Source organism: Micromonospora sp. NPDC093244, from assembly GCF_040683695.1.
Lineage (GTDB): Bacteria > Actinomycetota > Actinomycetes > Mycobacteriales > Micromonosporaceae > Micromonospora.
In genome coordinates this window covers 1-19,738 of record NZ_JBFBEO010000008.1, presented here as the reverse complement: position 1 = coordinate 19,738, position 19,738 = coordinate 1, and the positions used below count along the sequence as shown (strand labels likewise).

Below are 19,738 nucleotides of genomic sequence, written 5' to 3'. Positions count from 1 at the left end.
TGTGGCGGGGCTGCTACTCCGAGCGAGCGGCGCTGCGCATCCGCCACGCGTCGGTGACCAGCTCGGTCAGGCGCTCCACGTCCACCCGCTCGAGCCGCAGCAGGACCAGGGGCAGCCCGTCGTACCCGGGCGCGGTGAAGAACAGCTCGGGCTCGCCGAGCAGGAGCGCCTGCTTCTCCGCCTCGTCGCCCACGTACAGCACCGCGACGTCGGTACGGATGCGGCGGCGCTGTCCGGGTCTGCGCTCGGGATAGGACCAGACGAAGCCCCTGTTGGCGACCCGGAAGTCGAAGCCCTCGCTGTCGATCTCGGCGACGTCCGGCAGCGACCGGACCAGACTCCGAAGATCGTCGGCGTCAGCCATGGGGATCACTCCCGGACACCGACTCGCGCATGGGGACAGGCTAGCCGCCGCGTCGGGACCGCGGGAGCCGCCCGGTTGCGGGCGGAGTGTCGGGTTCCGCGCCTCCGCGGAGGTCGACCACCTGCCGCGATCTGGGTGCTGCCCGTGTGATCGGGTACCGTCGCCTGTCACACAGTCTTCGCACCAACCTGGCTGCCCCGTCACAGGGGGAGCCGCACCGGAGGGACACAGCCGTGAGGTTCTCAAGCGCAGCCCGCCAGGCCGGGCTCCTCGTGACGATCGCCGCGCTGGCGGTGACCGCGGGATGCGCCAAGAAGGATGACAGCGAGGTCCAGGCGAACGGCGTCAAGCTCGTCCAGGCGGGCAAGCTGACGGTCTGCACCCACCTGCCGTACCCGCCGTTCCAGTCCAAGGACGCCAGCGGCAAGGTGACGGGCTTCGACGTCGACCTGATGGACCTGGTGGCCAAGGAGCTGGGCGTCGAGCAGACGATCATCGACACCCCGTTCGAGGGGATCAAGTCCGGCCAGGACCTCAACACCGGCAAGTGCGACGCCGCCGCCGCCGGCATGACGATCACCGAGGAACGGCAGAAGGTGATGAACTTCTCCGACCCGTACTTCGACGCGACCCAGGCGATGCTCGTCAAGACCGGCAAGGCGTACAAGTCGCTCGACGACCTGCGGGGCAAGAAGCTCGGCGTCCAGGCGGCGACCACCGGCCGCGACTACGCCAAGAAGTACGAGAAGGAGAAGGGCCTGCAGCTGGTCGAGTTCGAGGACCTCGCCGCCCTTCAGCAGGCCGTCGCCAACGGTCAGGTCGAGGCCGCCATCAACGACCTGCCGGTCTGGACCGAGTACCTCAAGAACAACCCGGGTGGGTTCGAGGTGGCCGCCGAGTTCGACACCGGCGAGCAGTACGGCTTCTCGGTGAAGAAGGACGGCAACCCGGAGCTGCTCAAGAAGATCAACGAGACGCTGACCAAGGCCAAGCAGGACGGCTCGTACGACACGATCTACGAGAAGTGGATCGGCAAGCGGCCGAGCGCCTGATCGACGCTCCACCGGACAGGGCGCGCCCCGGCGCCCTGCCCGTCGGCACCCCCTCTGGGAAGGCAACGACCGAACGTGAAGCTGCGACGCCGTCAGCGGGAACGACTGTCCCTCGGTATCCAGTACCTGGTGTTCATCGCCGTCATCGCCGCGGTGCTCTTCGCCGCGGACTGGGACAGGCTGGCCGACGCCTTCTTCCGCGTCGACATCATCAAGTCGATGTTCCCGACGATCATCACGGTCGCGCTGCGCAACACCATCCTCTACACGCTTGGCGCGTTCGCCTTCGGCCTGGTGTTCGGCACCATCCTGGCGCTCATGCGGCTGTCCCGGGTGGCGCCGTACCGCTGGGTGGCGACGGCGTACATCGAGCTGTTCCGGGGTCTGCCCGCGCTGCTGGTGCTCTTCCTCGTCGGGTACGGCATCCCGATCGCCTTCCCGGAGCGCCAGATTCCCGGCGGCGTGTTCGGTTCCATCGCGATAGGCCTCGGGTTGACCGCGGCGGCGTACATGGCCGAGACCATCCGGGCCGGCATCCAGGCCGTCCCCAAGGGGCAGATGGAGGCGGCGCGCACCCTCGGCATGTCGCACTTCACGGCCATGCGCACGATCGTCATCCCGCAGGCGTTCCGGATCGTGATCCCGCCGCTGACGAACGAGTTGATCCTGCTCACCAAGGACTCGTCGCTGGCCTACGTGCTGGGTGTGACGGCGCAGACCATCGAGATCACCAAGTTCGGCCGGGACATGCTCAACGACCGGGTGAACGCAACCCCGCTGCTGGTGGCAGGCCTCGCCTACCTGGTGATCACCCTGCCGCTGTCCCAGGTGGTACGACGCCTCGAACTCCGCTACGCCAAGGCCCGGTGACCCGCATGACGACCACGCCATCCCGTCCCGCCGTCGAGATCCGCGACCTGCACAAGTCCTTCGGGCCGCTCGAGGTGCTCCGGGGCATCGACTTCGAGGTCGCCGAGGGTGAGGTGGTCTGCGTCGTCGGGCCGTCCGGCTCCGGGAAGTCGACGTTGCTGCGTTGCGTGGACCTGCTCGAGGAGCCGACCGCCGGCCGGATCTGGGTGAACGGCGTCGAGATGACCGACCCGGACGTCGAGGTCGACGCCGTGCGTCGCGGCATCGGCATGGTCTTCCAGTCGTTCAACCTGTTTCCGCATCTGACCGTGCTGAACAACCTCACCGTCGCGCAGCGCAAGGTGCTGCGGCGCGGCCGGGCGGAGGCCGAGCGGATCGCGCGGGCCAACCTGGAGCGCGTCGGGCTGAGCGACAAGGCCGACGCGTTCCCGGCGCAGCTCTCCGGCGGGCAGCAGCAGCGGGCGGCGATCGCCCGGTCGCTGTCGATGGAGCCGAAGCTGATGCTCTTCGACGAGCCGACCTCGGCGCTCGACCCGGAACTCGTGGGCGACGTGCTCACCGTCATGCGCAAGCTGGCCGAGGACGGCATGACGATGATGGTGGTCACCCACGAGATGGCGTTCGCCCGCGACGTGGCCGACCGGGTCGTCTTCATGGACGGTGGCGTGGTCGTCGAGCAGGGGCCGCCGCAGGAGGTGCTCGGCGCGCCGAAGCACGAACGGACCCGTGCGTTCCTCTCCCGGGTCCTCGACCCGACCCGTGTCGCGCAGCTCGGCCAGCCCGACCAGGCTCCCGAGCCGCCGGCGGCCCCCGGCCTGCCGGCCGACGACCGCCACCGCATCTGACGCACGCTCTCCACAGCCCGCCGGCAGGTGTCGGCGGGCCGTTGGTGCGTGCGGTGGCGCCGCACCGGCAGGTTCATGCTCGATCGAAGCACGTCGTGATGTCAAGGTAATCTTTTTGCAATCAGACCTGTACTTTCGTCGATGGATTACATAAGTTGCTGTCATCCACCGAAAGTTCTGAGTCTTCCGAGCAAAGCCCGCGACGAGCCTCACCCTCAGTCGTGCCTGGACCCCGTGCTCGGCGGTCGATGCACCCTGCCCTTCGTCGCGTCTTCGCCCGGTCGGGAACGGAGACCCATGGACGATCACGCCGTTGGCTCCCACCGCCACCTGTCCCGTCGATCCCTGATCGCCACCGGGGCGCTCGCCGCCGGAGCATTGGGCGCGTCAGCTCCCACGCTCGGCACCGCGTTCGGAGGCAGCCCTGCCCGGGCCGCCGCCGGCGTCACCAGGAAGGTCACCCTCTACGCCGAGCAGCTGCCCGGAGGGCTGTTCGGGTACGGCCTCGCACCCGGCCGGGCCACCGTGCCGGGGCCGGTCCTGGAGATGTACGAGGGCGACACCCTGGAGATCACCCTCGTCAACACCACCAACCAGCGGCTGTCCATCCATCCGCACGGGGTGGACTACAGCACCGACTCGGACGGCAGCCCGTTCAACGCCTCGTTCAACAATCCCGGTGAGACGCGGACGTACGTCTGGCGCTCGCACGAGATGGTGGCCTCGGCGGGCCGGCGGTACATGCCGGGCAGCGCCGGCTACTGGCACTACCACGACCACGCCATGGGCACCGACCACGGCACCGGCGGTGTCGCGAAGGGACTGTACGGCGCGCTCGTCGTCCGGCGGCGCGGCGACATCCTGCCGTCGAAGCAGTTCACTGTCGTGTTCAACGACATGATGATCAACAATCTGATGGCGCCGGACACCCCGATGTTCGAGGCGAACCTCGGCGAACGGGTGGAGTGGATCGCCATCGGGCACGGCGGTACCTTCCACACCTTCCACCTGCACGCGCACCGCTGGGCGGACAACCGCACCGGCATGCTGGAAGGTCCGGCCGACCCGAGCCTCGTGATCGACAACAAGGACCTCAACCCGGGCAGCTCGTTCGGGTTCCAGGTGCTGGCCGGCGAGAACGTCGGCCCCGGTGCCTGGATGTACCACTGCCACGTGCAGTTCCACTCCGACGGCGGCATGGCCGGGATCTTCCTGGTGCGCAACGCCGACGGCAGCATGCCGCCCGGAGCCGAGGAGGCGATCCACCGGTTCCAGGGCCACACCCACACGCACGGAAGCTGACCGAAAGTGGGGACGGGGATGACCAGAGATCTACGACGAGCCCTCGCCGCGGTAGCGGCAATCGCGACACTGATCCCAGCAACGGCGACGGCGTCGGCCGCGGCCGCGCCGCGAACCGCGGCGCCGGCGGCGGCGACACCGCAGACGAAGACAGCGGTCCTCGTGTTCCACGGCCCGGTGGCCGAGCAGCAGGACCCGGTTTCGCGCGCCGTCGACACCATCCGACAGCTTGCTGTCAGTAATGACATCGATGTCACGGCCACCACGGACCCGGGCGTGTTCACCACGGCCGGGCTGTCCGCGTACCGCAGCGTGGTCTTTCTCTCCGCGACGGGCGCCGCGCTCAACCGCGACCAGGAGTCGGCGCTACAGAGCTACATGAAGGCCGGCGGCGGCTTCGTCGGCATCGCCGACGCCGCCCGCGCGCAGGTCGACTCCACCTGGTTCACCGGCCTGATCGGCACCCGCCCGGCCGGCGCCATCCCGGTGGCCGAGCCGGTGGCCCGGGTGACCGCCAGCGGCGAGAACGCGCCGAACGAGACGAAGGAGAAGCTCACCGACGGCGACGCCAACACCAAGTGGCTGGTCCGCACCCCGACCGCCTGGGTGGCGTACGAGCTGGCCGCGCCCAAGCGGATCACCGGGTACGCGCTGACGTCGGCCAACGACTCCGCCGGACGCGACCCGAAGGACTGGACCCTGCAGGGCTCCACGGACGGGCAGACCTGGTCCGATCTGGACCGACGCACCGGCCAGAGCTTCCCGGACCGGTTCCAGACCCGCCGGTTCGACATCGCCACGCCACAGGAGTTCACCCGTTACCGGCTCAACATCACGGCGAACAGCGGGGAGCCGCTGACCCAGCTCGCCGACCTGCGCCTGTTCACCGGCAGCACCACGGCACCGCCGCCGCCAGCCGTGAACCGCGCGGTGGTCGACATCCTGGACCGCAGGCACCCGGCCACGGCGTCGCTGCCGCTGACCGTCACCCGGTCGGACCGCTGGGAGAACTGGGACCCGAACCCGATCGGCAGCGTGCACACCCTCGCCCAGGTGCAGGAGCGGCACTACGACCCGGGGCCGGCCGCCAACGGTCCCTTCCACCCGGTGTCCTGGTGCCGGGACTACGACGGGGGCCGGTCGTTCTACACGGGAATGGGTCACACCGAGGGCAGTTACGGCGAGGAGGCGTTCCGCGCGCACCTGACCGGCGCCCTCAACTGGACCACCGGGCGGGTACGCGGTGACTGTCAGGCGACGATCGCCGCGAACTACAAGGTGGAGCGGCTCACCGCGGCCAACCAGACCGGTCAGCTCGACCAGATCGGTGAGCCGCACGGGCTGACCATCGCCCCGGACGGCACGGTGTTCTACGTGGGCAAGGCGGCCTGCCCGAGCGGCCCGGTCGCGGACTGGACCAACCCGAACGTCGGCCTGGGCTGCGGCACCATCCACTCCTGGGACCCGCGCAGCAAGCAGGTCAAACTCCTCACGACGCTGAAGGTGATGGGCAACCGGGGCAGCGGCTCGGAACTGGTGAAGAACGAGGAGGGCCTGCTGGGCATCGTGCCCGACCCGGCGTTCGCCGACAACGGCTGGCTCTACGTCTACTGGATGCCGCACGAGTCGATCGACCGGGTGAAGCGGATCGGTCAGCGCACGATCTCCCGGTTCACCTACGACCGCCAGGCGCAGAGCATCGACCAGGCGACCCGCAAGGACCTGCTCCAGTTCCCGGTGCAGATCCACAGCTGCTGCCACGCCGGTGGCGGCATGGCGTTCGACGACAGGGGCAACCTCTACGTCGGCTCCGGCGACAACAACTCCTCCGAGGGGTCGCAGGGCTACTCCGGCAACAACTGGACCGAGGAGTACCAGGGGATCTCGTTCCAGGACGCCCGGCGTACCTCGGGCAACACCAACGACCTCGCCGGCAAGATCATCCGAATCCACCCGGAGCCGGACGGCACGTACACCATCCCGCAGGGCAACCTGTTCCCACCGGGGACCGAGAAGACCCGACCGGAGATCTACGTGATGGGCGTGCGCAACATCGCCCGCCTCCAGTTCGACCCGGTGCGCAAGTGGCTGACCGCCGGCTGGGTCGGCCCGGACGCGTCGACGCCCAGCCCCACCCTGGGCCCGGCCAAGTACGAGACCGCCACCATCATCACCTCGGCCGGTAACCAGGGCTGGCCCTACTGCATGGGCAACAGGCAGCCGTACCGCGACCGCAGCGACACCGACGCCACGGTGCTGACCGGCTGGTACGACTGCGACAACCTGAAGAACACCTCGCCGCGCAACACCGGCCTGGTGGACATCCCGGCGGCCCGGGACAACATGATCTGGTACTCGCCGAGCGGTGGCGGCCCGGTGTTCCCGAAGCGGACCGACGGCAGCGGCCTGCCGACGTACGTCGCCGCGGACGCCACCTACACCCAGCCGTACCTGCGCGGCGGCGGGCAGGCCATCATGTCCGGTCCGACCTACCACCGCGAACTCGTCGACACGACAAGCGGCGTGGCCTGGCCGGAGCACTGGGACGGCAAGTGGCTCATCGGCGACCAGTCGAACGCGGCCAACCGGGTAGCGGTCACCGTCGACCCGGCCGGCGTGCCGACCGCGGCCCCACCCGTGTACGCCGAGTCGCTGCGGGCCATCATCCCGAGCGGCAACGGCGACAACAGGTTGCAGAGCTGGATGGACGCCAAGTTCGGCCCGGACGGGGCGCTGTACCTGCTGGACTACGGAGGCGGGTTCTTCAGCCTGCACCCGAACCAGAAGCTGATCCGGATCACCTACACCGGTGGCGCTCCCACCCCGGCGCCGGCCGCGACCTCGGTGGCCGTGCAGAACAAGCCCCTGACCATCGCCTTCACCGGCTCCCGCTCCGGCGGCGTCGGCTACCGGTGGGAGTTCGGCGACGGCGCCACCTCCACCGAGGCGAACCCCCGGCACACGTACGCCCGGGTCGGGAGCTACACCGCGAAGCTGACAGTCACGTACGCCGACGGTTCGACGGCGACGACGCAGACGGGCGTCACGGTGGGCTGCGCGGTGCCCGACGCCCGGCAGAACGTGTGGCTCGGCGACACGGACACCGGGGTGCCCAGCCGTACGGTCGGGCAGGGCTGCACGGTCAACGACCTGATCGACGACGAGAGCACCTGGACCGACCACGACGCCTTCGTCAGGCACGTGGGCGCGGTGGCCCGCGCGGCGCAGGACGACGACCTGCTCACCAGCAGGGAAGCGGGCACGCTCACCCGGCTGGCCGCCGCGTCCCCGATCGGCCGGGACGGGCACACCGGCTACGAGCCGCTCTTCGACGGCACCGAGGAGTCGCTGCGCGGTTGGCAGCAGGCGCCGTCGGGCTCGTTCGCCATCCAGCCGGACGGGTCGCTGCGCTCCAGCGGCGGCCTGGGCATGCTCTGGCACACCAGGGAACTCGGCGACTTCTCGCTGAAGGTGCAGTTCCGCGACATCGCACCGGGCACCGGCCGGGCCAACACGGGCGTCTTCATCCGGTTCCCTGACCTGCGCACCCCGCTCGACCAGCGGCCACCGGGCAGCTGCGGCACCGTCGGCTCGGCCCGTACCTCCCCGGCCTGGATGGCCATCTACTGCGGACACGAGATCCAGATCTACGACGGTGACACCGGCGAGCCGCAGAAGACCGGCTCGGTCTACAACTTCGACCCCGTGCCGCTTGCCCAGGCCGGCGTCACCCCGAAGGAGCAGTGGAACGACTACGAGATCCGCGCGGTCGGGCAGCACTACACGATGATCCGCAACGGTGTGGTGATCAACGAGTTCGACAACACGCCCGGCAAGCAGTCGTCCCGGGCCGGCGACCCACCTACCGACCTGCGGCAGTTCCTGCGCGGCTTCATCGGCCTGCAGAACCACGGCGACAACGACCTGACCGAGTTCCGCAACATCCGCGTGCGGGAACTCTAGGAGACACGATGATCAGACGCCTCACGGCTGCGCTGTCGGCGCTGCTGCTCACGGTGACCCCGTTTGCCGCGCCGCCCGCCTCCGCCGCCCCGATCGTCGCCGACCAGGTCCTGACCTGGACCGCCGACGACGACACCACCCGCTACAAGTCGGTGCCCACCCAGGCGGTGGCCGGCCCGACCACGATCATCTGGGAGAACAGCGCGGCCACCGGCAACACCACGGGGATGCCGCACACGCTCACCTTCGACACCTCCACCGAGGGCTACAACCACGACGTCACACTGAACATCCTGGCCAACCCGTTCGACGCCAACGACGGCCGCCACCAGGCGACAGTGACGCTGACCCCGGGCCGGTACCGCTACTTCTGCGCGATCCCGGGGCACAGCCAGATGGTCGGCGAACTGGTGGTCACCGACGGCGGAGGTGGCGAGGACACCACCGCGCCGACGGTCTCCGCCGCCGTGGCGGGTGACCGCGACGCGGACGGCAACTACATCGGCGCGGCCACGGTGACCGTCTCGGCCAGCGACGCCGGATCCGGTGTGGACACCGTCGAATACCAGGTCGACGACACCAGCTTCCAGCCGTACACCCAGCCGGTCCGGCTGACCGCCGTCGGCGACCACTCGGTGCAGTTCCGCGCCACCGACAAGGCCGGCAACACCAGCGCCGTCGGCTCGGTGGCGTTCCGGATCGTCGAGCCGACACAGGAGGACACCACCGCGCCCGTGGTCACCGCCGCCCTGGCCGGCGACCGCGACGGCGACGGCAACTACATAGGTACGGCCACCGCCACGCTGACCGCCACCGACGCCGGTTCCGGTGTGGCCACCATCGAGTACGCCCTCGACGGGGCCGACTTCACCCCGTACACGAACCCGGTAGTGGTGACCGGGGTCGGGGCGCACATGCTGCACTACCGGGCGACGGACGTCGCCGGCAACACCTCGGCCGAGCAGATGGCCCACTTCACGGTCGTCGCACCGGCGCAGGAGGACGAGACCCCGCCGACGGTGTCCGTCACGGTCACCGGCACCCGGAACGACGACGGCGGGTACGTCGGCGCCGCGACCGTGACCCTCACCGCCGCCGACGACAGCTCGGGTGTGGCGTCGGTCGAGTACGCGCTAGACACCGGGGCGTGGACCGCGTACACGGCCCCGGTCACCGTGCGCGCGACAGGCGCGCACACCCTGCGGTACCGCGCCACCGACGCCGCCGGGAACGCCTCCACGGAGCAGTCGACGTCGTTCACGGTGGTGGCCGACGGCACCGACGCCTGCCCCGCGTCCGACACCCGGGCCACAGTGGTCGTCGACGGTGACGACACCGGAGTCGCCAACGTCGACACAGGTGACGGCTGCACCATCAACGATCTGATCGACGAACACGCCGACTACCCGGACCACGCCGCCTTCGTCCGGCACGTCGAGACGGTCACCGCCGCGCTGGTGACCGGCGGAACGCTCACCAAGCGGCAGCAGGGCGCCATCGTCCGGGCCGCGGCCCGATCGGAGGTAGGCGCATGAGTCCTCGAATCTCATCGACAGGGAGAACCACGATGCCCGGACGTACCGTCGCCAAGCTGGCCACCGTGAGCGCCGTCGTCGCCGCCTCGGTGCTGACCGTGGCGCCCACCGCCCACGCCGACCTGGTCACCCACTGCATCGGCACCGGCGGTGCGGTGACCGTGCCCAACGACCTGTACGTGCCGGCCGGCGAGTCCTGCGCGCTGACCGGCACCACGATCACCGGCAACGTCACGGTCGCGGCCGGCGGCAACCTGGTGGTGACCGGTGGACGGGTCAGCGGCGAGGTACGCGTCGCCGCCGACGGCTACCTCGACGCCACCGACACGACAGTCGACGGCCAGGTGGTGCTGGCCGCCGGCGGGTACGGGATCTTCCTGAAGGACGCCCGGACCGGCACGGTGACCGTACGCCCGAAGGGCTCGGCGACAATCGACAGCTTCCTGTTCGCCGAGGCGTCGACGGTCGCCGGGAACGTCACCGTCGGCGCCGGTGAGGTCCGACTAGACAGTGGCACCCAGGTGCACCGCAACCTCAGCAGCACCGGCACCTACTACACCGACGTGCACGACTCGTTCGTCGACGGCACCCTGTCGGTGCTCAACAGCGCCACCGGCAGCGTCGTGTGCGGCAGCGCCGTACGCGGCAAGGCCACGTTCGCCGGCAACCTGGGCGGCGTGCAGCTCGGCCCGAACGGCGGGCTCGACAGCTGCGCCTCCGGCGGCTACTGGGGCGCGGACGTCAGCGTCACCAGCACCACAGGTGGCGTCACCGTCGACGACAACATCATCAACGGCGCGTTGACCGCGACGGGCAACGAGCCGGCCGCCCAGGTTGCCGACAACAACCGGATCCGTGGCGGCGTCACCGGTGACCAGGCACCCGCGAGCGCCAACCGGGCGGCCCGGGCGGCCGCGCCGGAGCGGGAGGACGCCGGCGACGAACGCGCCGAGGTGCGCCGTACCTCGGCGGTGCGCGAGGCCACCGAGGCGGGCGCCGCCCGGCTGTAGCCGATGACGCGACGGCGGCCGGTGACCCGTGAGGGAGACCGGCCGCCGCCGTACGTCGTGGCCCGGACACCGAGGGGGCCGGCGCTGACCTGCACGTTCATGCCATGACGTCGGTGCTTCCCGGAGTAGCAGGGCTTCTGATCGGCGACCCGGTCGATCTGCGACCGACCTGTCCGTCCCGGCCCGGGCCGGCCTCAGTCGCCGGAGATCCAGAGATATCCGCGCGCCCGGGTCGCCTCCTCGATGAGCGCCCCCAGCGCCCGCACGTCGACCCGGAGCTCCGGGTCTGCGGCTCGCGATCTCGTCCAGCTCGGCGGCCAGCTGCGGCAGCTGGATCAGGTTGATCATGGTGTCGCCGTAGGAGTCGATTCTCGACACCAGGTGGTGCCGCTCCCGGTCGCTCGCCGCCACCAGGCGTTGCAGCGAAGAGCCCGCTTCCACGCCGGCATAACGTCGCTCGTGCACCTGGTTCTCGACATACACGTCGAGCCCCACCGCCGCGCCTCCTTCACGAAACGGCCGGCCAGGGCATTGCACACCCCGGCCGGCCAACCTTACGGTCGTGAGTCCCTGCAGGGAATCGGGTACCTCGTTCGCACGCCGCCGCCAGGACGAACGACCGGCTGTGGCGAGGCGTCGCCCATCATGTGGACGGGCTCATCACCGGTGATCCCGAGGCGTTGCGGACGGCCGTTGCCTTCCTGCGCACCACGTCCGCGCGCCCGGCGTTCGCCGACGCGCTGCTGGAGCTGGCCCGCTCACGACGGTTCCGGCGCGGGAGGCACTCGCCGCCTCGAAGCAGCAGGCGGCGACCGAACTCTTCCTGTCGTTCCACACCGTGGACACCCACCTGCGGGCCATCTACGGCAAGCTCGGTGTCCGGAGCCGAGTGGCGCTCGCCCGAGCCTGGGACGCCCGGGGAGGCGGCGGCTGGGCCCGCATCCCGTCAGCGGACCCGCCCATGGTGGACGGCCTCTCGCGCGGTGGGCGCCGGCGGGTCGACCCGGGACGGAAGAAACAGCGCGCGGACCGGCCCGATGCCCTGGGCCGCGGCCGCGAACGGAATGGCGACACAGATGAAGATCGGCGCCAGGATGCTCCAGAGGGGAGCGCCGACGACGATTCCGGCAACGGCCACGAGGGCGAACGAATAGAGCTTCAGGCGCATTCTGGCCGTGCGGGCCGGGTCCATCGCATCCTCCTTCTCCGTGCGGTGTCGTCGCAAGGCGGCTGGTCCTCGCGCCTCGTGTCTCTTCTGCCTACCATTCCGCGCTGGATTCGCCTGGGGAATCGCGTGATCGCGCCATTCGGCCGCCCCGAGGGGGAGTTTTACGGCATGCGTTTCGGGAAGGGTGTCAAATGTCTAAGGGCCCCTGACGGATCCGGACGATCGGCCCAGGTCTCACCGGACCGGTGGCGGACGACCGACGTGGCCTTCCGGGCGCCTTTGTTCGCGCTGACGACGAGCATCGTCCTGGCCGGCGTGGTCGACGGTTTCGCGATCCTGCGGTACGGGGTCTTCGTGGGAAATCAGACCGGAAACGTGGTTTTCGTCGGTGTGGGACTCGCCGGGCACCTTCCGGCCTGGCAGTCCGCCCTGGCCTCTCTTGTCGCCTTCGGTCTCGGTGGTCTGCTCGGTGCCGGCCTCCGACGGATCCCGGCAGCCGGTCCGATCACGCCGCCCACTGTGGAACTGGTGGTCATGCTCGTGCTGCTGGTCGTCTGGGGACTTGTCGACACGGGGCTCGACTCGGGTCACGACTCGTCGGCCGAACGCACCCTGCTGACCGCCCTGTGCGCCTTGCCCATCGGCATCCTCGGTGGCCTCGTGGTCCGTACCTCAGGTGTCCAGACGGCGACGTCGTACCAGACCGGGACCCTGCTGCGCACCACCCAGGGGCTCGCCGAGTGGGTCTTCGGTCGCGGCGACACCTCACGTGTCCGTCGGCTCGCCCTGATCGGGCTGCTCTGCCTGGTCAGCTATGCCGTCGGAGGAGCCCTGGGCGCGTCAACGCAGGACCGTCCGATCCGGAGCTTCGCGATCGTCTGGGCGTTGGCCCTGGTGATGATCGCCCTCACCCTCGGCCGGCGGTCGACGCGTACGCGACGGTGAGGTCGCGAGGGGTCGACCGGGCTCAGCGCACCTTCTCGGCCAGCAGGTCGCCGACGGCCGCACGGACCGGGTCCGGGTTCGCCCAGCTCCAGTTGGGGTGCGCCCGGTTGGTGAGCAGCGCGAGGACGAGTTTGCGGCCGGGATCCACCAGGAGCGAGGGCCCGGCGAACCCGGTGTGGCCGAAGGTCCGCGCCGAGGCCAGCGCGCCCATGAACCAGGGCTGGTCGAGCACGACCCCGAGGCCGTGTGCCGAGGTGCGGCGGGGGCGCTCGGGGTCGACGGCCGGTTTCCCGGCGTTGAGGTTGGTGAGCATCCGTCGCACCGTCGCCGCCGCGAGGATCCGCCTGCCCCGGTAGGTGCCGCCGTCGAGAAGGAGCTGGCCGACGGCGGCGAGATCGGTGGCGGTGGCGAAGATGCCCGCGTGACCGGCGATCCCGCCGAGGTGGTTGGCGACGTCGTCGTGGACGGTGCCGCGCAGCAGGCCGCGCGACGAGCGGGCGTCGGTGGCGACCAGGCGGGTGGCCCGGGCGCCGGCGGACAGCCGGGTGATGGGGTTGAAGCCGGTGTCGTGCAGGCCCATCGGGCCGGTGAGGTTTGTCGTGAGGGCCCGGTCGAGGCGTTGACCGGTGACCTTTTCGACGATCCTGCCGGCGACCATGAGCCCGACGCTGGAGTAGCGGAACGTGTCACCGGGCACGGCGCCGGATATCAGCGGCGTGGCGAGCACGGCGTTCCAGCGGGCCGCGTTGTCCGGCAGGCCGGTGACCTTCGCGCCGACGGGGAGGCCGCTGGTGTGGGTGAGCAGCATCTCGACGGTGATCCGGTCCTTGCCGGCACCGGTGAAGCCGGGCAGGTAGTCGCGGACCGGCGCGCCCAGCTCGACACGTCCCCTGTCGACCTGCTGGAGCAGCAGGATGGCGGTGTAGACCTTGGTGACCGAGGCGAGATCGAAGACGGAGTCGGGTCGCATCGCGACGCGTTGGTTCGCGGGGAGCAGCCTGGGGCCGGCCCCGTACCGCAGCGCCTCACCGACGGCCGTGTGCACAGTCGTCTTCCCGCCGACCAGGACGACCGCGACCGCGCCGGGGAAGCCCTTGTGCTGGACGGTCTGCGGGGTGCCGGGCAGGTGCCGGCGGAGCAGGGCGGTCACGTCCGCGGCGTAGCGGGCCTGACCGGCGGGCGGGGCGACACCACCCGGGGACGGGGCACCGGAGGCCGCCGGGCTCTGCCCGGCCGCGCCGAATCCGACCCTGTTGCCCGCCGCGTCGGTCGCGGTGACCGCGCCTGTCGGGCCGTCGCCGACGGCCGCGCCGTGGTCGCCGCAGCCGGTCACGGCGGAGGTCGCGGCGGCCAGGCCAGCTCCGAGCAGGGTACGACGGGCGATGGGCATCGGGTGATCGTGACAGCCGACGGAAGGTGACGCCAGACCGGTTCACCCGAACGTCGACGTCGTCCAGCGTGCTGGCCGGTATCCGACACCCGGGTGGAGCCGTCCGGGCGACGTCCGACGTGTGTGCAACGATCGATGGGCATTGTCGGAACGGCCGTCCACCGCCCCCGTCCCGCGTAGCGTCCGCCGACGGGCTCGGGGAGGCGCCACGCCTCGTAACTCTTGGAGAGCACGATGTCCCTCTCCCCGGCAAAGGTCTTCGCCGCGCTCAACGCCGCACCGCCTCCCGGCCAGGCGTCGCCGGTCGTGGGCAAGGCCGTCGTGGTCGGCGGCAGCGTCGCCGGGCTGCTCGCCGCGCGGGTGCTGTCCGACTACGCGCAGAGTGTTGTCATCATCGAGCGTGACGACCTCCAGGTGGCCGGCGAGCGGCCCGGTGTCCCGCAGGGCACGCAGCTGCACGCGTTGCTGCCCGGTGGGCTCCTCCAGCTCGAACGGCTGTTCCCCGGCTTTCGCGAGCAGGCCCTGGCGGCGGGGGCGGTGGAGGCTCGGCCCGCGGCCAGACGGACGTACCTCGACGGTCGGTTGAAGGTTGTCGTGCCCGACGACGCCGACAGCCTGGCGGGGAGCCGGCCGCTGCTGGAGGGGCTGATCCGCCAGCAGGTGCTCCGGCTTCCCAACGTCAAGACGGTGGTCGCCCGCGCCACAGGCCTCGTGTTCGACGGGGCCGCCGTCGCCGGGGTCCGCTGCGATGTGGACGGACTGCCGGGCGCGGAGAGCGCCGACCTCGTGGTGGACGCCATGGGGCGGTCGAGCAGACTGTCGGACTGGCTGGAGCAGGGCGGCTGGGAGCGGCCCGTCACACGGCGGATGACTGTGCACCTGAACTACGCGACGGCGCTGTTCCGGCGCACCGAGGTGAGCCCCGACCTGGCGGTCGTCATGGCACTGTTCAGTCCGAAGATGTCCTCGGACGTGGCGGGCGCCGCGTTCTTCGCCATCGAGGACGGCAGGTGGATGGCCATGATGGCCGGGTACGGCGACCATCGCCCGGGTCGTACCGCCGAGGACTTCGTACGCCGGCTGCGTGAGCAGTTCCCGCCGGAGTTCGGCGAGGTCGCCGGCAGCGAGATGATCGGTGACGTCCGGACGTACGCGCACGCGGACAGCCGGCGACGGGACTTCCACGCGTTGGCGCGGTTCCCCGCCGGGCTCGTCAGCGTCGGGGACGCCGTCGCCTCGTTCAACCCGGTGTACGGGCAGGGGATGACCGCGGCCGCGCTGCACGCGGCGTGCCTGTCGACGTACCTGCGCTCCGACCCGGACCTGAGCCTGCCCGCCCGCGCGTACCTCGACATGCAGAAGGTCGTGGTGGACGCGGCCTGGTCGATCTCGACATCGGCGGACCTGGCGCTGCCCCACGTCGGGGGGCCCTACCCGCGCGGCTACCGGCTCTCCAGCTGGGCGGGCCGGCAGATCGTGGCGGCGACGGTCACCGACGTCGCGGTTGCCAGGCGGTTCAACGACGTCGTCTCGATGCGGGAGCATCCGCGCACGCTGAGCACCCCGGGGATTCTCCTGCGGTCTCTGCGCGCCAACCTGCGCGCCGGGCGCTGACGCTCGCCCGTGGGCCGGGCCACCGGCCCACGGGCGGCGGGGTCAGCGGGGGAGTCTGCCGAGGATGTCGACGACGAAGCGGTGGTCGTCGAGCTGCGGGAGCCCGGACACCCCGAACCAGCCCACGACGCCCGTGCCACGAACACGCAGCGGCACCGCGCCGCCGGCGGCGGCGTACCGCGAGGCGGGCAGGCCGAACTTGTCGGTGAGCGTCGTCTGCTTGTCCTGGCAGAGCCGGGCCATGTACAGCGACGAGTGCTCGAAGCGCATGACCACCCGCCCCTTGCGGCGCAGCCACCCGTCGTTGTCGGCCGTCGAGCCCGGCAGACCGCAGTGGAACAGCTGACGCCCGGCCCGCCACACGCCTACCGAGACCGGGAGCCGCTGCTGCGCGGCGGCCGTGACAGCCAGCACGCCCAACTCGTACGCGTCCGTCTCGGTCAGGCCCGCGAGCTCCAGCTGGCTCTCCTCGCGCAGCAGGTCGTCAAGCGTCGGCCACTGGTCATGGTCGGATGACATGTGTCTTCTCCTCGTCGAGCGGGTGGAACGTCGATCACCAGGCGCAGGGCGCGTAGTCCTTCAGGAAGACCCCGTGCAGGTCCTCGCCCTGCTCGCCGCGCACGATCGGGTCGTACACCCGCGCGGCGCCGTCGACCAGGTCGAGTGGGGCGTGGAAGCCCTCGTCGGCCAGGCGCATCTTCGTCGGGTGCGGCCGCTCGTCGGTGATCCAGCCGGTGTCCACGCTCGTCATCAGGATGCCGTCGGTAAGCATCTCCTGGGCGCTGGTGCGGGTCAGCATGTTCAACGCGGCCTTGGCCATGTTGGTGTGCGGGTGCCCCGGCCCCTTGTAGCCGCGGCCGAACTGGCCCTCCATCGCCGAGACGTTCACCACGTACTTGCGGCGGGCCGGCGCCGCGGCCATCGCCGGGCGCAGGCGGCTGACCAGCACGAACGGCGCGGTCACGTTGCACAGTTGCACTTCGAGCAGTTCGACCGGGTCGACCTCGTGCACCCGCTGGACCCAGCTGTTCACCGGGTCGAGGTCCGGCACCAGGCCGCCGGCGTCGATGGCGGTGGACGCGGCGATCCGCTCCGGTGAGGCCGAGCCGCTGGTCAGCGCCAGGGCGGTGAGCGCGTGCGGGGTGAGCGCGGTCGACTGCGGGCCGGCGGTCAGGCTGCCCGCCGGGCCGCCCTGGCCGTCGGGCTTGGCGAACGTGATCAGCTCGGGCAGCGGACCGTCCGGCAGGGCCGCGGACTCCGCGGCCGCGAGCTGGGCGTACGCCCCGGGGGAGCGGCGAACGGTCTGCGCCGCGTTGTTGATCAGGATGTCCAGCGGTCCCTGGCTGCTGACGGAGTCGGCGAGGGCGATCACCTGGGCCGGGTCGCGCAGGTCGATCCCGACGATCCGCAGGCGGTGCAGCCAGTCGGCGCTGTCCGGCATCGCGGCGAACCGGCGGACCGCGTCGTGGGGGAAGCGCGTGGTGACCGTCGTGTGCGCGCCGTCGCGCAGCAGCCGCAACGCGATGTACATGCCGATCTTTGCCCGGCCGCCGGTCAGCAGGGCGCGCCGACCGGTCAGGTCGGTACGGGCGTCGCGGCGTTCCCGGTTGAGCGCGGCGCAGGACGGGCAGAGCTGGTGGTAGAAGGCGTCGACCTCGCGGTAGCGCTGCTTGCAGATGTAGCAGCCGCGCGGGTTGTGCAGGAAGCCGGCGGTGGTGCCGGTGGTGGGCGAGGCGAGGGGGATGCCCTGGGTCTCGTCGTCGATCCGGCCCGGGGCGCCGGTGGCGGTGGCTTCCGTCACGGCGCGGTCGGCGGCCAGGATGGCGTCCCGCCGTTCCTCGCGCCGCCGCTGCTTGATCACCTTGTACAGCTTCGCGGTGGCCCGCTGCACCCGCACCACGTCGGGGTGGTCGGGTGGCAGGGACTCCAGCGCCTCGAAGACGCTGAGACAGGTCTCCAGCCGGTCCTGGTCGATCCCGTCCTGACCGTTTTCGGTAATGCTGTCCGCCGTCATGCGTCTTCGTCTCGTCCCGTTCCCCACGCCGGATCATTCCGGCCCGCCCACGTCCGACCCGGAACTGTACGCACCTGGGTGGCCGTGCTGCACCCCACGCGTCGGCACGTCGGCGGCGTGAGAGGTGGTGGCACGTGGTGGCCGTGCGTGGCGACCGCCGAGTCGCCACGCACGGCCGGTGGAGCCGTCGGCGTTCAGCCGGCGGTACAGGAACGGATCTGCGGTCGGGCGCCGCTGTTGCCGTTGAACATCGTGGTGAAGCCGAAGGTGTTGCCGCTGCCGTTGGACCGCATGGTCATGTTGCCGCTGCCGTCCCAGGAGGCGGTGCCGTTCCAGGTGGTGGAGACCTGCTGAGGTGAGGGGATCGCCACGACCACGGTCCAGGTGCTGGCGCCGCTGACCGTCACCGAGGTGTTGTACCGGTCACCCCAGACGTTCGTGGTCGTCGCCGTCGCTGTGCAACTGCCGCTGGGCGGTGGGGTGGTGCCGCCGTCGGTCGGTGGGGTGGTGCCGTCCGGCGCGACGGCGCGTCCGGTGGACGGCGAGATCATGCCGGGGCACAGGTTGCGGCTGGTGAGGTTGGCCATGATCTGCGGGATGGCGTCGCGGGTGTTCTGGATCCCGTCGTGCATGAGGATGACCTGCCCGCTCTGCAGCCGGCTGGCGTTGGAGACGATCTGGCTGACGCTGGCGCCGTTCCAGTCCTGGGAGTCCACGTCCCAGATCACCTGCCGCATACCGAGTGACGAGGCGACGGACTGCAGCGTGCCGTTGGTCTCCCCGTACGGCGGGCGGAACAACTGCGGTCGGCTCCCGGTGGCCGACTGGATCGCCGAGCTCGTCTGGGACAGGTCGGACTGCATCTGCGACTGGCTCATCGAGGTCATGTGCGAGTGGTTCCAGCTGTGGTTGCCGACCCACATGCCGGCGGCCACCTGCGCCTGGGCCGCCGACCTGTTGTTCTGCACGTTCTGCCCGACGTTGAACATCGTTGCCCGGACGCCGTTGGCGCGCAGCACGTTCAGCAGCGCGCTGGTGCTGCCTGTCGGTCCGTCGTCGAAGGTCAGCCCGACGTAGCCGCTGCAGGTGGCGGCGCTGGACGGGGTGGCGGTGGCGGCGATGACGACGCCGCAGGTCGCGACGGCGGTGGCGAGGACGGCGAGCGCCGCGCGAAGTCGCTTGGGCCCTCCGACCGTGCCAGCGGAGACTGTGCTCATCTGGTGCCCCTTCGGCCAAGCCCGCACGCGCCTGGACATGCGGCGGCGCGCGGCGGACAGGTGGGTATGGGTGGGACGGTCGATCGACACCGACGAGGCTCATCGCATCGACCTGAATGAATCGGAGTATTGCAGCGTGATTTCCGGCACGTCAACAACTTCCGGAAGTGCTCCGGAAGCATCTGCCTCGGCCTCGGATGGTTCGACCGGGTATTCCGTAGTGGCCGGATCGTGGAGTCCGGACTGGATGATCATGGATAGACGCGGTTATTCGTCAGATGATCCGGAATGCTGTCGAAACTTTCGACGAGCGCGTGTGGCGGGGGGGGGGGGGGGGGCCCCCCCCCCCCCCCCGCCGGGGGGGGCGGGGGGGTGGGGCGCCGGGGGGGGGGCCACGCCCACGGCAGGCCCCCCCCAAAGAGCGGACGCGCACCCCCCAGCACACCCGG

General features: G+C 70.7%; 15 protein-coding genes and 1 pseudogene. 9 read left to right on the top strand and 7 right to left on the bottom strand.

The window, feature by feature from the left end; translation table 11 throughout:
* Positions 1-13: 13 nt before the first annotated feature.
* The gene (locus AB0N27_RS27445) at positions 14-364 is read right to left on the bottom strand and encodes a hypothetical protein (protein WP_364375721.1); all 351 of its coding nucleotides are present in this window, start codon (positions 362-364) and stop codon (positions 14-16) included.
* A gap of 233 nt (positions 365-597) precedes the next feature.
* On the opposite strand from AB0N27_RS27445, the gene AB0N27_RS27440 reads away from it, so the two are divergent.
* The 7 genes from AB0N27_RS27440 to AB0N27_RS27410 all read left to right on the top strand — a co-directional run bounded on the left by AB0N27_RS27440 (position 598) and on the right by AB0N27_RS27410 (position 10,941).
* Positions 598-1,416, top strand: a complete 819-nt coding sequence (locus AB0N27_RS27440) for a basic amino acid ABC transporter substrate-binding protein (RefSeq protein ID WP_364375718.1) — start codon at positions 598-600, stop codon at positions 1,414-1,416.
* A 75-nt stretch (positions 1,417-1,491) separates the two neighbouring features.
* Positions 1,492-2,286: an amino acid ABC transporter permease gene (locus tag AB0N27_RS27435; protein ID WP_139585342.1), complete on the top strand. Its 795-nt coding sequence runs from the start codon at positions 1,492-1,494 to the stop codon at positions 2,284-2,286.
* 5 nt (positions 2,287-2,291) lie between these two features.
* Positions 2,292-3,131, top strand: coding sequence for an amino acid ABC transporter ATP-binding protein (locus tag AB0N27_RS27430; protein WP_364375714.1), 840 nt, complete (start codon positions 2,292-2,294; stop codon positions 3,129-3,131).
* A gap of 297 nt (positions 3,132-3,428) precedes the next feature.
* Positions 3,429-4,433, top strand: coding sequence for a multicopper oxidase domain-containing protein (locus AB0N27_RS27425; protein ID WP_364375711.1), 1,005 nt, complete (start codon positions 3,429-3,431; stop codon positions 4,431-4,433).
* 18 nt (positions 4,434-4,451) lie between these two features.
* On the top strand, positions 4,452-8,396 hold the full coding sequence (locus AB0N27_RS27420; RefSeq protein WP_364375708.1) for a ThuA domain-containing protein: 3,945 nt from the start codon (positions 4,452-4,454) through the stop codon (positions 8,394-8,396).
* A gap of 8 nt (positions 8,397-8,404) precedes the next feature.
* Positions 8,405-9,931: a copper-binding protein gene (locus AB0N27_RS27415; RefSeq protein WP_364375705.1), complete on the top strand. Its 1,527-nt coding sequence runs from the start codon at positions 8,405-8,407 to the stop codon at positions 9,929-9,931.
* A gap of 32 nt (positions 9,932-9,963) precedes the next feature.
* Positions 9,964-10,941 (top strand): hypothetical protein, encoded by a 978-nt coding sequence (locus tag AB0N27_RS27410; RefSeq protein ID WP_364375702.1) that lies wholly within the window; start codon positions 9,964-9,966, stop codon positions 10,939-10,941.
* Positions 10,942-11,009: 68 nt separating this feature from the next.
* Here AB0N27_RS27410 and AB0N27_RS27405 read toward each other — a convergent pair.
* Both AB0N27_RS27405 and AB0N27_RS27400 read right to left on the bottom strand, forming a co-directional pair.
* Positions 11,010-11,099, bottom strand: a pseudogene (locus AB0N27_RS27405) (IS5/IS1182 family transposase); the annotation flags it as partial.
* Positions 11,100-11,887: 788 nt separating this feature from the next.
* Positions 11,888-12,133 (bottom strand): hypothetical protein, encoded by a 246-nt coding sequence (locus AB0N27_RS27400; protein WP_364376064.1) that lies wholly within the window; start codon positions 12,131-12,133, stop codon positions 11,888-11,890.
* A 237-nt stretch (positions 12,134-12,370) separates the two neighbouring features.
* On the opposite strand from AB0N27_RS27400, the gene AB0N27_RS27395 reads away from it, so the two are divergent.
* On the top strand, positions 12,371-13,054 hold the full coding sequence (locus tag AB0N27_RS27395) for a DUF1275 family protein (RefSeq protein ID WP_364376061.1): 684 nt from the start codon (positions 12,371-12,373) through the stop codon (positions 13,052-13,054).
* 22 nt (positions 13,055-13,076) lie between these two features.
* On the opposite strand, the gene AB0N27_RS27390 is transcribed toward AB0N27_RS27395, so the two are convergent.
* Positions 13,077-14,444, bottom strand: a complete 1,368-nt coding sequence (locus tag AB0N27_RS27390; protein ID WP_364375699.1) for a serine hydrolase domain-containing protein — start codon at positions 14,442-14,444, stop codon at positions 13,077-13,079.
* A gap of 234 nt (positions 14,445-14,678) precedes the next feature.
* Between AB0N27_RS27390 and AB0N27_RS27385 the strand changes: the two genes are divergently transcribed.
* Positions 14,679-16,058 (top strand): FAD-dependent monooxygenase, encoded by a 1,380-nt coding sequence (locus AB0N27_RS27385; RefSeq protein ID WP_364375696.1) that lies wholly within the window; start codon positions 14,679-14,681, stop codon positions 16,056-16,058.
* Between the two features lie 42 nt (positions 16,059-16,100).
* On the opposite strand, the gene AB0N27_RS27380 is transcribed toward AB0N27_RS27385, so the two are convergent.
* The 3 genes from AB0N27_RS27380 to AB0N27_RS27370 all read right to left on the bottom strand — a co-directional run bounded on the left by AB0N27_RS27380 (position 16,101) and on the right by AB0N27_RS27370 (position 19,289).
* On the bottom strand, positions 16,101-16,577 hold the full coding sequence (locus AB0N27_RS27380) for a heme-degrading domain-containing protein (RefSeq protein ID WP_364375693.1): 477 nt from the start codon (positions 16,575-16,577) through the stop codon (positions 16,101-16,103).
* 34 nt (positions 16,578-16,611) lie between these two features.
* On the bottom strand, positions 16,612-18,072 hold the full coding sequence (locus AB0N27_RS27375; protein WP_364375690.1) for an SDR family NAD(P)-dependent oxidoreductase: 1,461 nt from the start codon (positions 18,070-18,072) through the stop codon (positions 16,612-16,614).
* 194 nt (positions 18,073-18,266) lie between these two features.
* Positions 18,267-19,289, bottom strand: coding sequence for a polysaccharide deacetylase family protein (locus AB0N27_RS27370; protein ID WP_364375687.1), 1,023 nt, complete (start codon positions 19,287-19,289; stop codon positions 18,267-18,269).
* Positions 19,290-19,738 lie beyond the last annotated feature (449 nt).

Excerpts from the sequence above, each read along its gene's own strand:
- AB0N27_RS27425 (WP_364375711.1), top strand. The coding sequence starts at position 3,429 with ATGGACGATCACGCCGTTGGCTCCCACCGCCACCTGTCCCGTCGATCC.
- AB0N27_RS27430 (WP_364375714.1), top strand. The coding sequence starts at position 2,292 with ATGACGACCACGCCATCCCGTCCCGCCGTCGAGATCCGCGACCTGCAC.
- AB0N27_RS27410 (WP_364375702.1), top strand. The coding sequence starts at position 9,964 with ATGCCCGGACGTACCGTCGCCAAGCTGGCCACCGTGAGCGCCGTCGTC.
- AB0N27_RS27445 (WP_364375721.1), bottom strand. The coding sequence starts at position 364 with ATGGCTGACGCCGACGATCTTCGGAGTCTGGTCCGGTCGCTGCCGGAC.
- AB0N27_RS27390 (WP_364375699.1), bottom strand. The coding sequence starts at position 14,444 with ATGCCCATCGCCCGTCGTACCCTGCTCGGAGCTGGCCTGGCCGCCGCG.
- AB0N27_RS27385 (WP_364375696.1), top strand. The coding sequence starts at position 14,679 with ATGTCCCTCTCCCCGGCAAAGGTCTTCGCCGCGCTCAACGCCGCACCG.
- AB0N27_RS27400 (WP_364376064.1), bottom strand. The coding sequence starts at position 12,133 with ATGGACCCGGCCCGCACGGCCAGAATGCGCCTGAAGCTCTATTCGTTC.
- AB0N27_RS27375 (WP_364375690.1), bottom strand. The coding sequence starts at position 18,072 with ATGACGGCGGACAGCATTACCGAAAACGGTCAGGACGGGATCGACCAG.
- AB0N27_RS27415 (WP_364375705.1), top strand. The coding sequence starts at position 8,405 with ATGATCAGACGCCTCACGGCTGCGCTGTCGGCGCTGCTGCTCACGGTG.
- AB0N27_RS27380 (WP_364375693.1), bottom strand. The coding sequence starts at position 16,577 with ATGTCATCCGACCATGACCAGTGGCCGACGCTTGACGACCTGCTGCGC.
- AB0N27_RS27370 (WP_364375687.1), bottom strand. The coding sequence starts at position 19,289 with ATGAGCACAGTCTCCGCTGGCACGGTCGGAGGGCCCAAGCGACTTCGC.
- AB0N27_RS27420 (WP_364375708.1), top strand. The coding sequence starts at position 4,452 with ATGACCAGAGATCTACGACGAGCCCTCGCCGCGGTAGCGGCAATCGCG.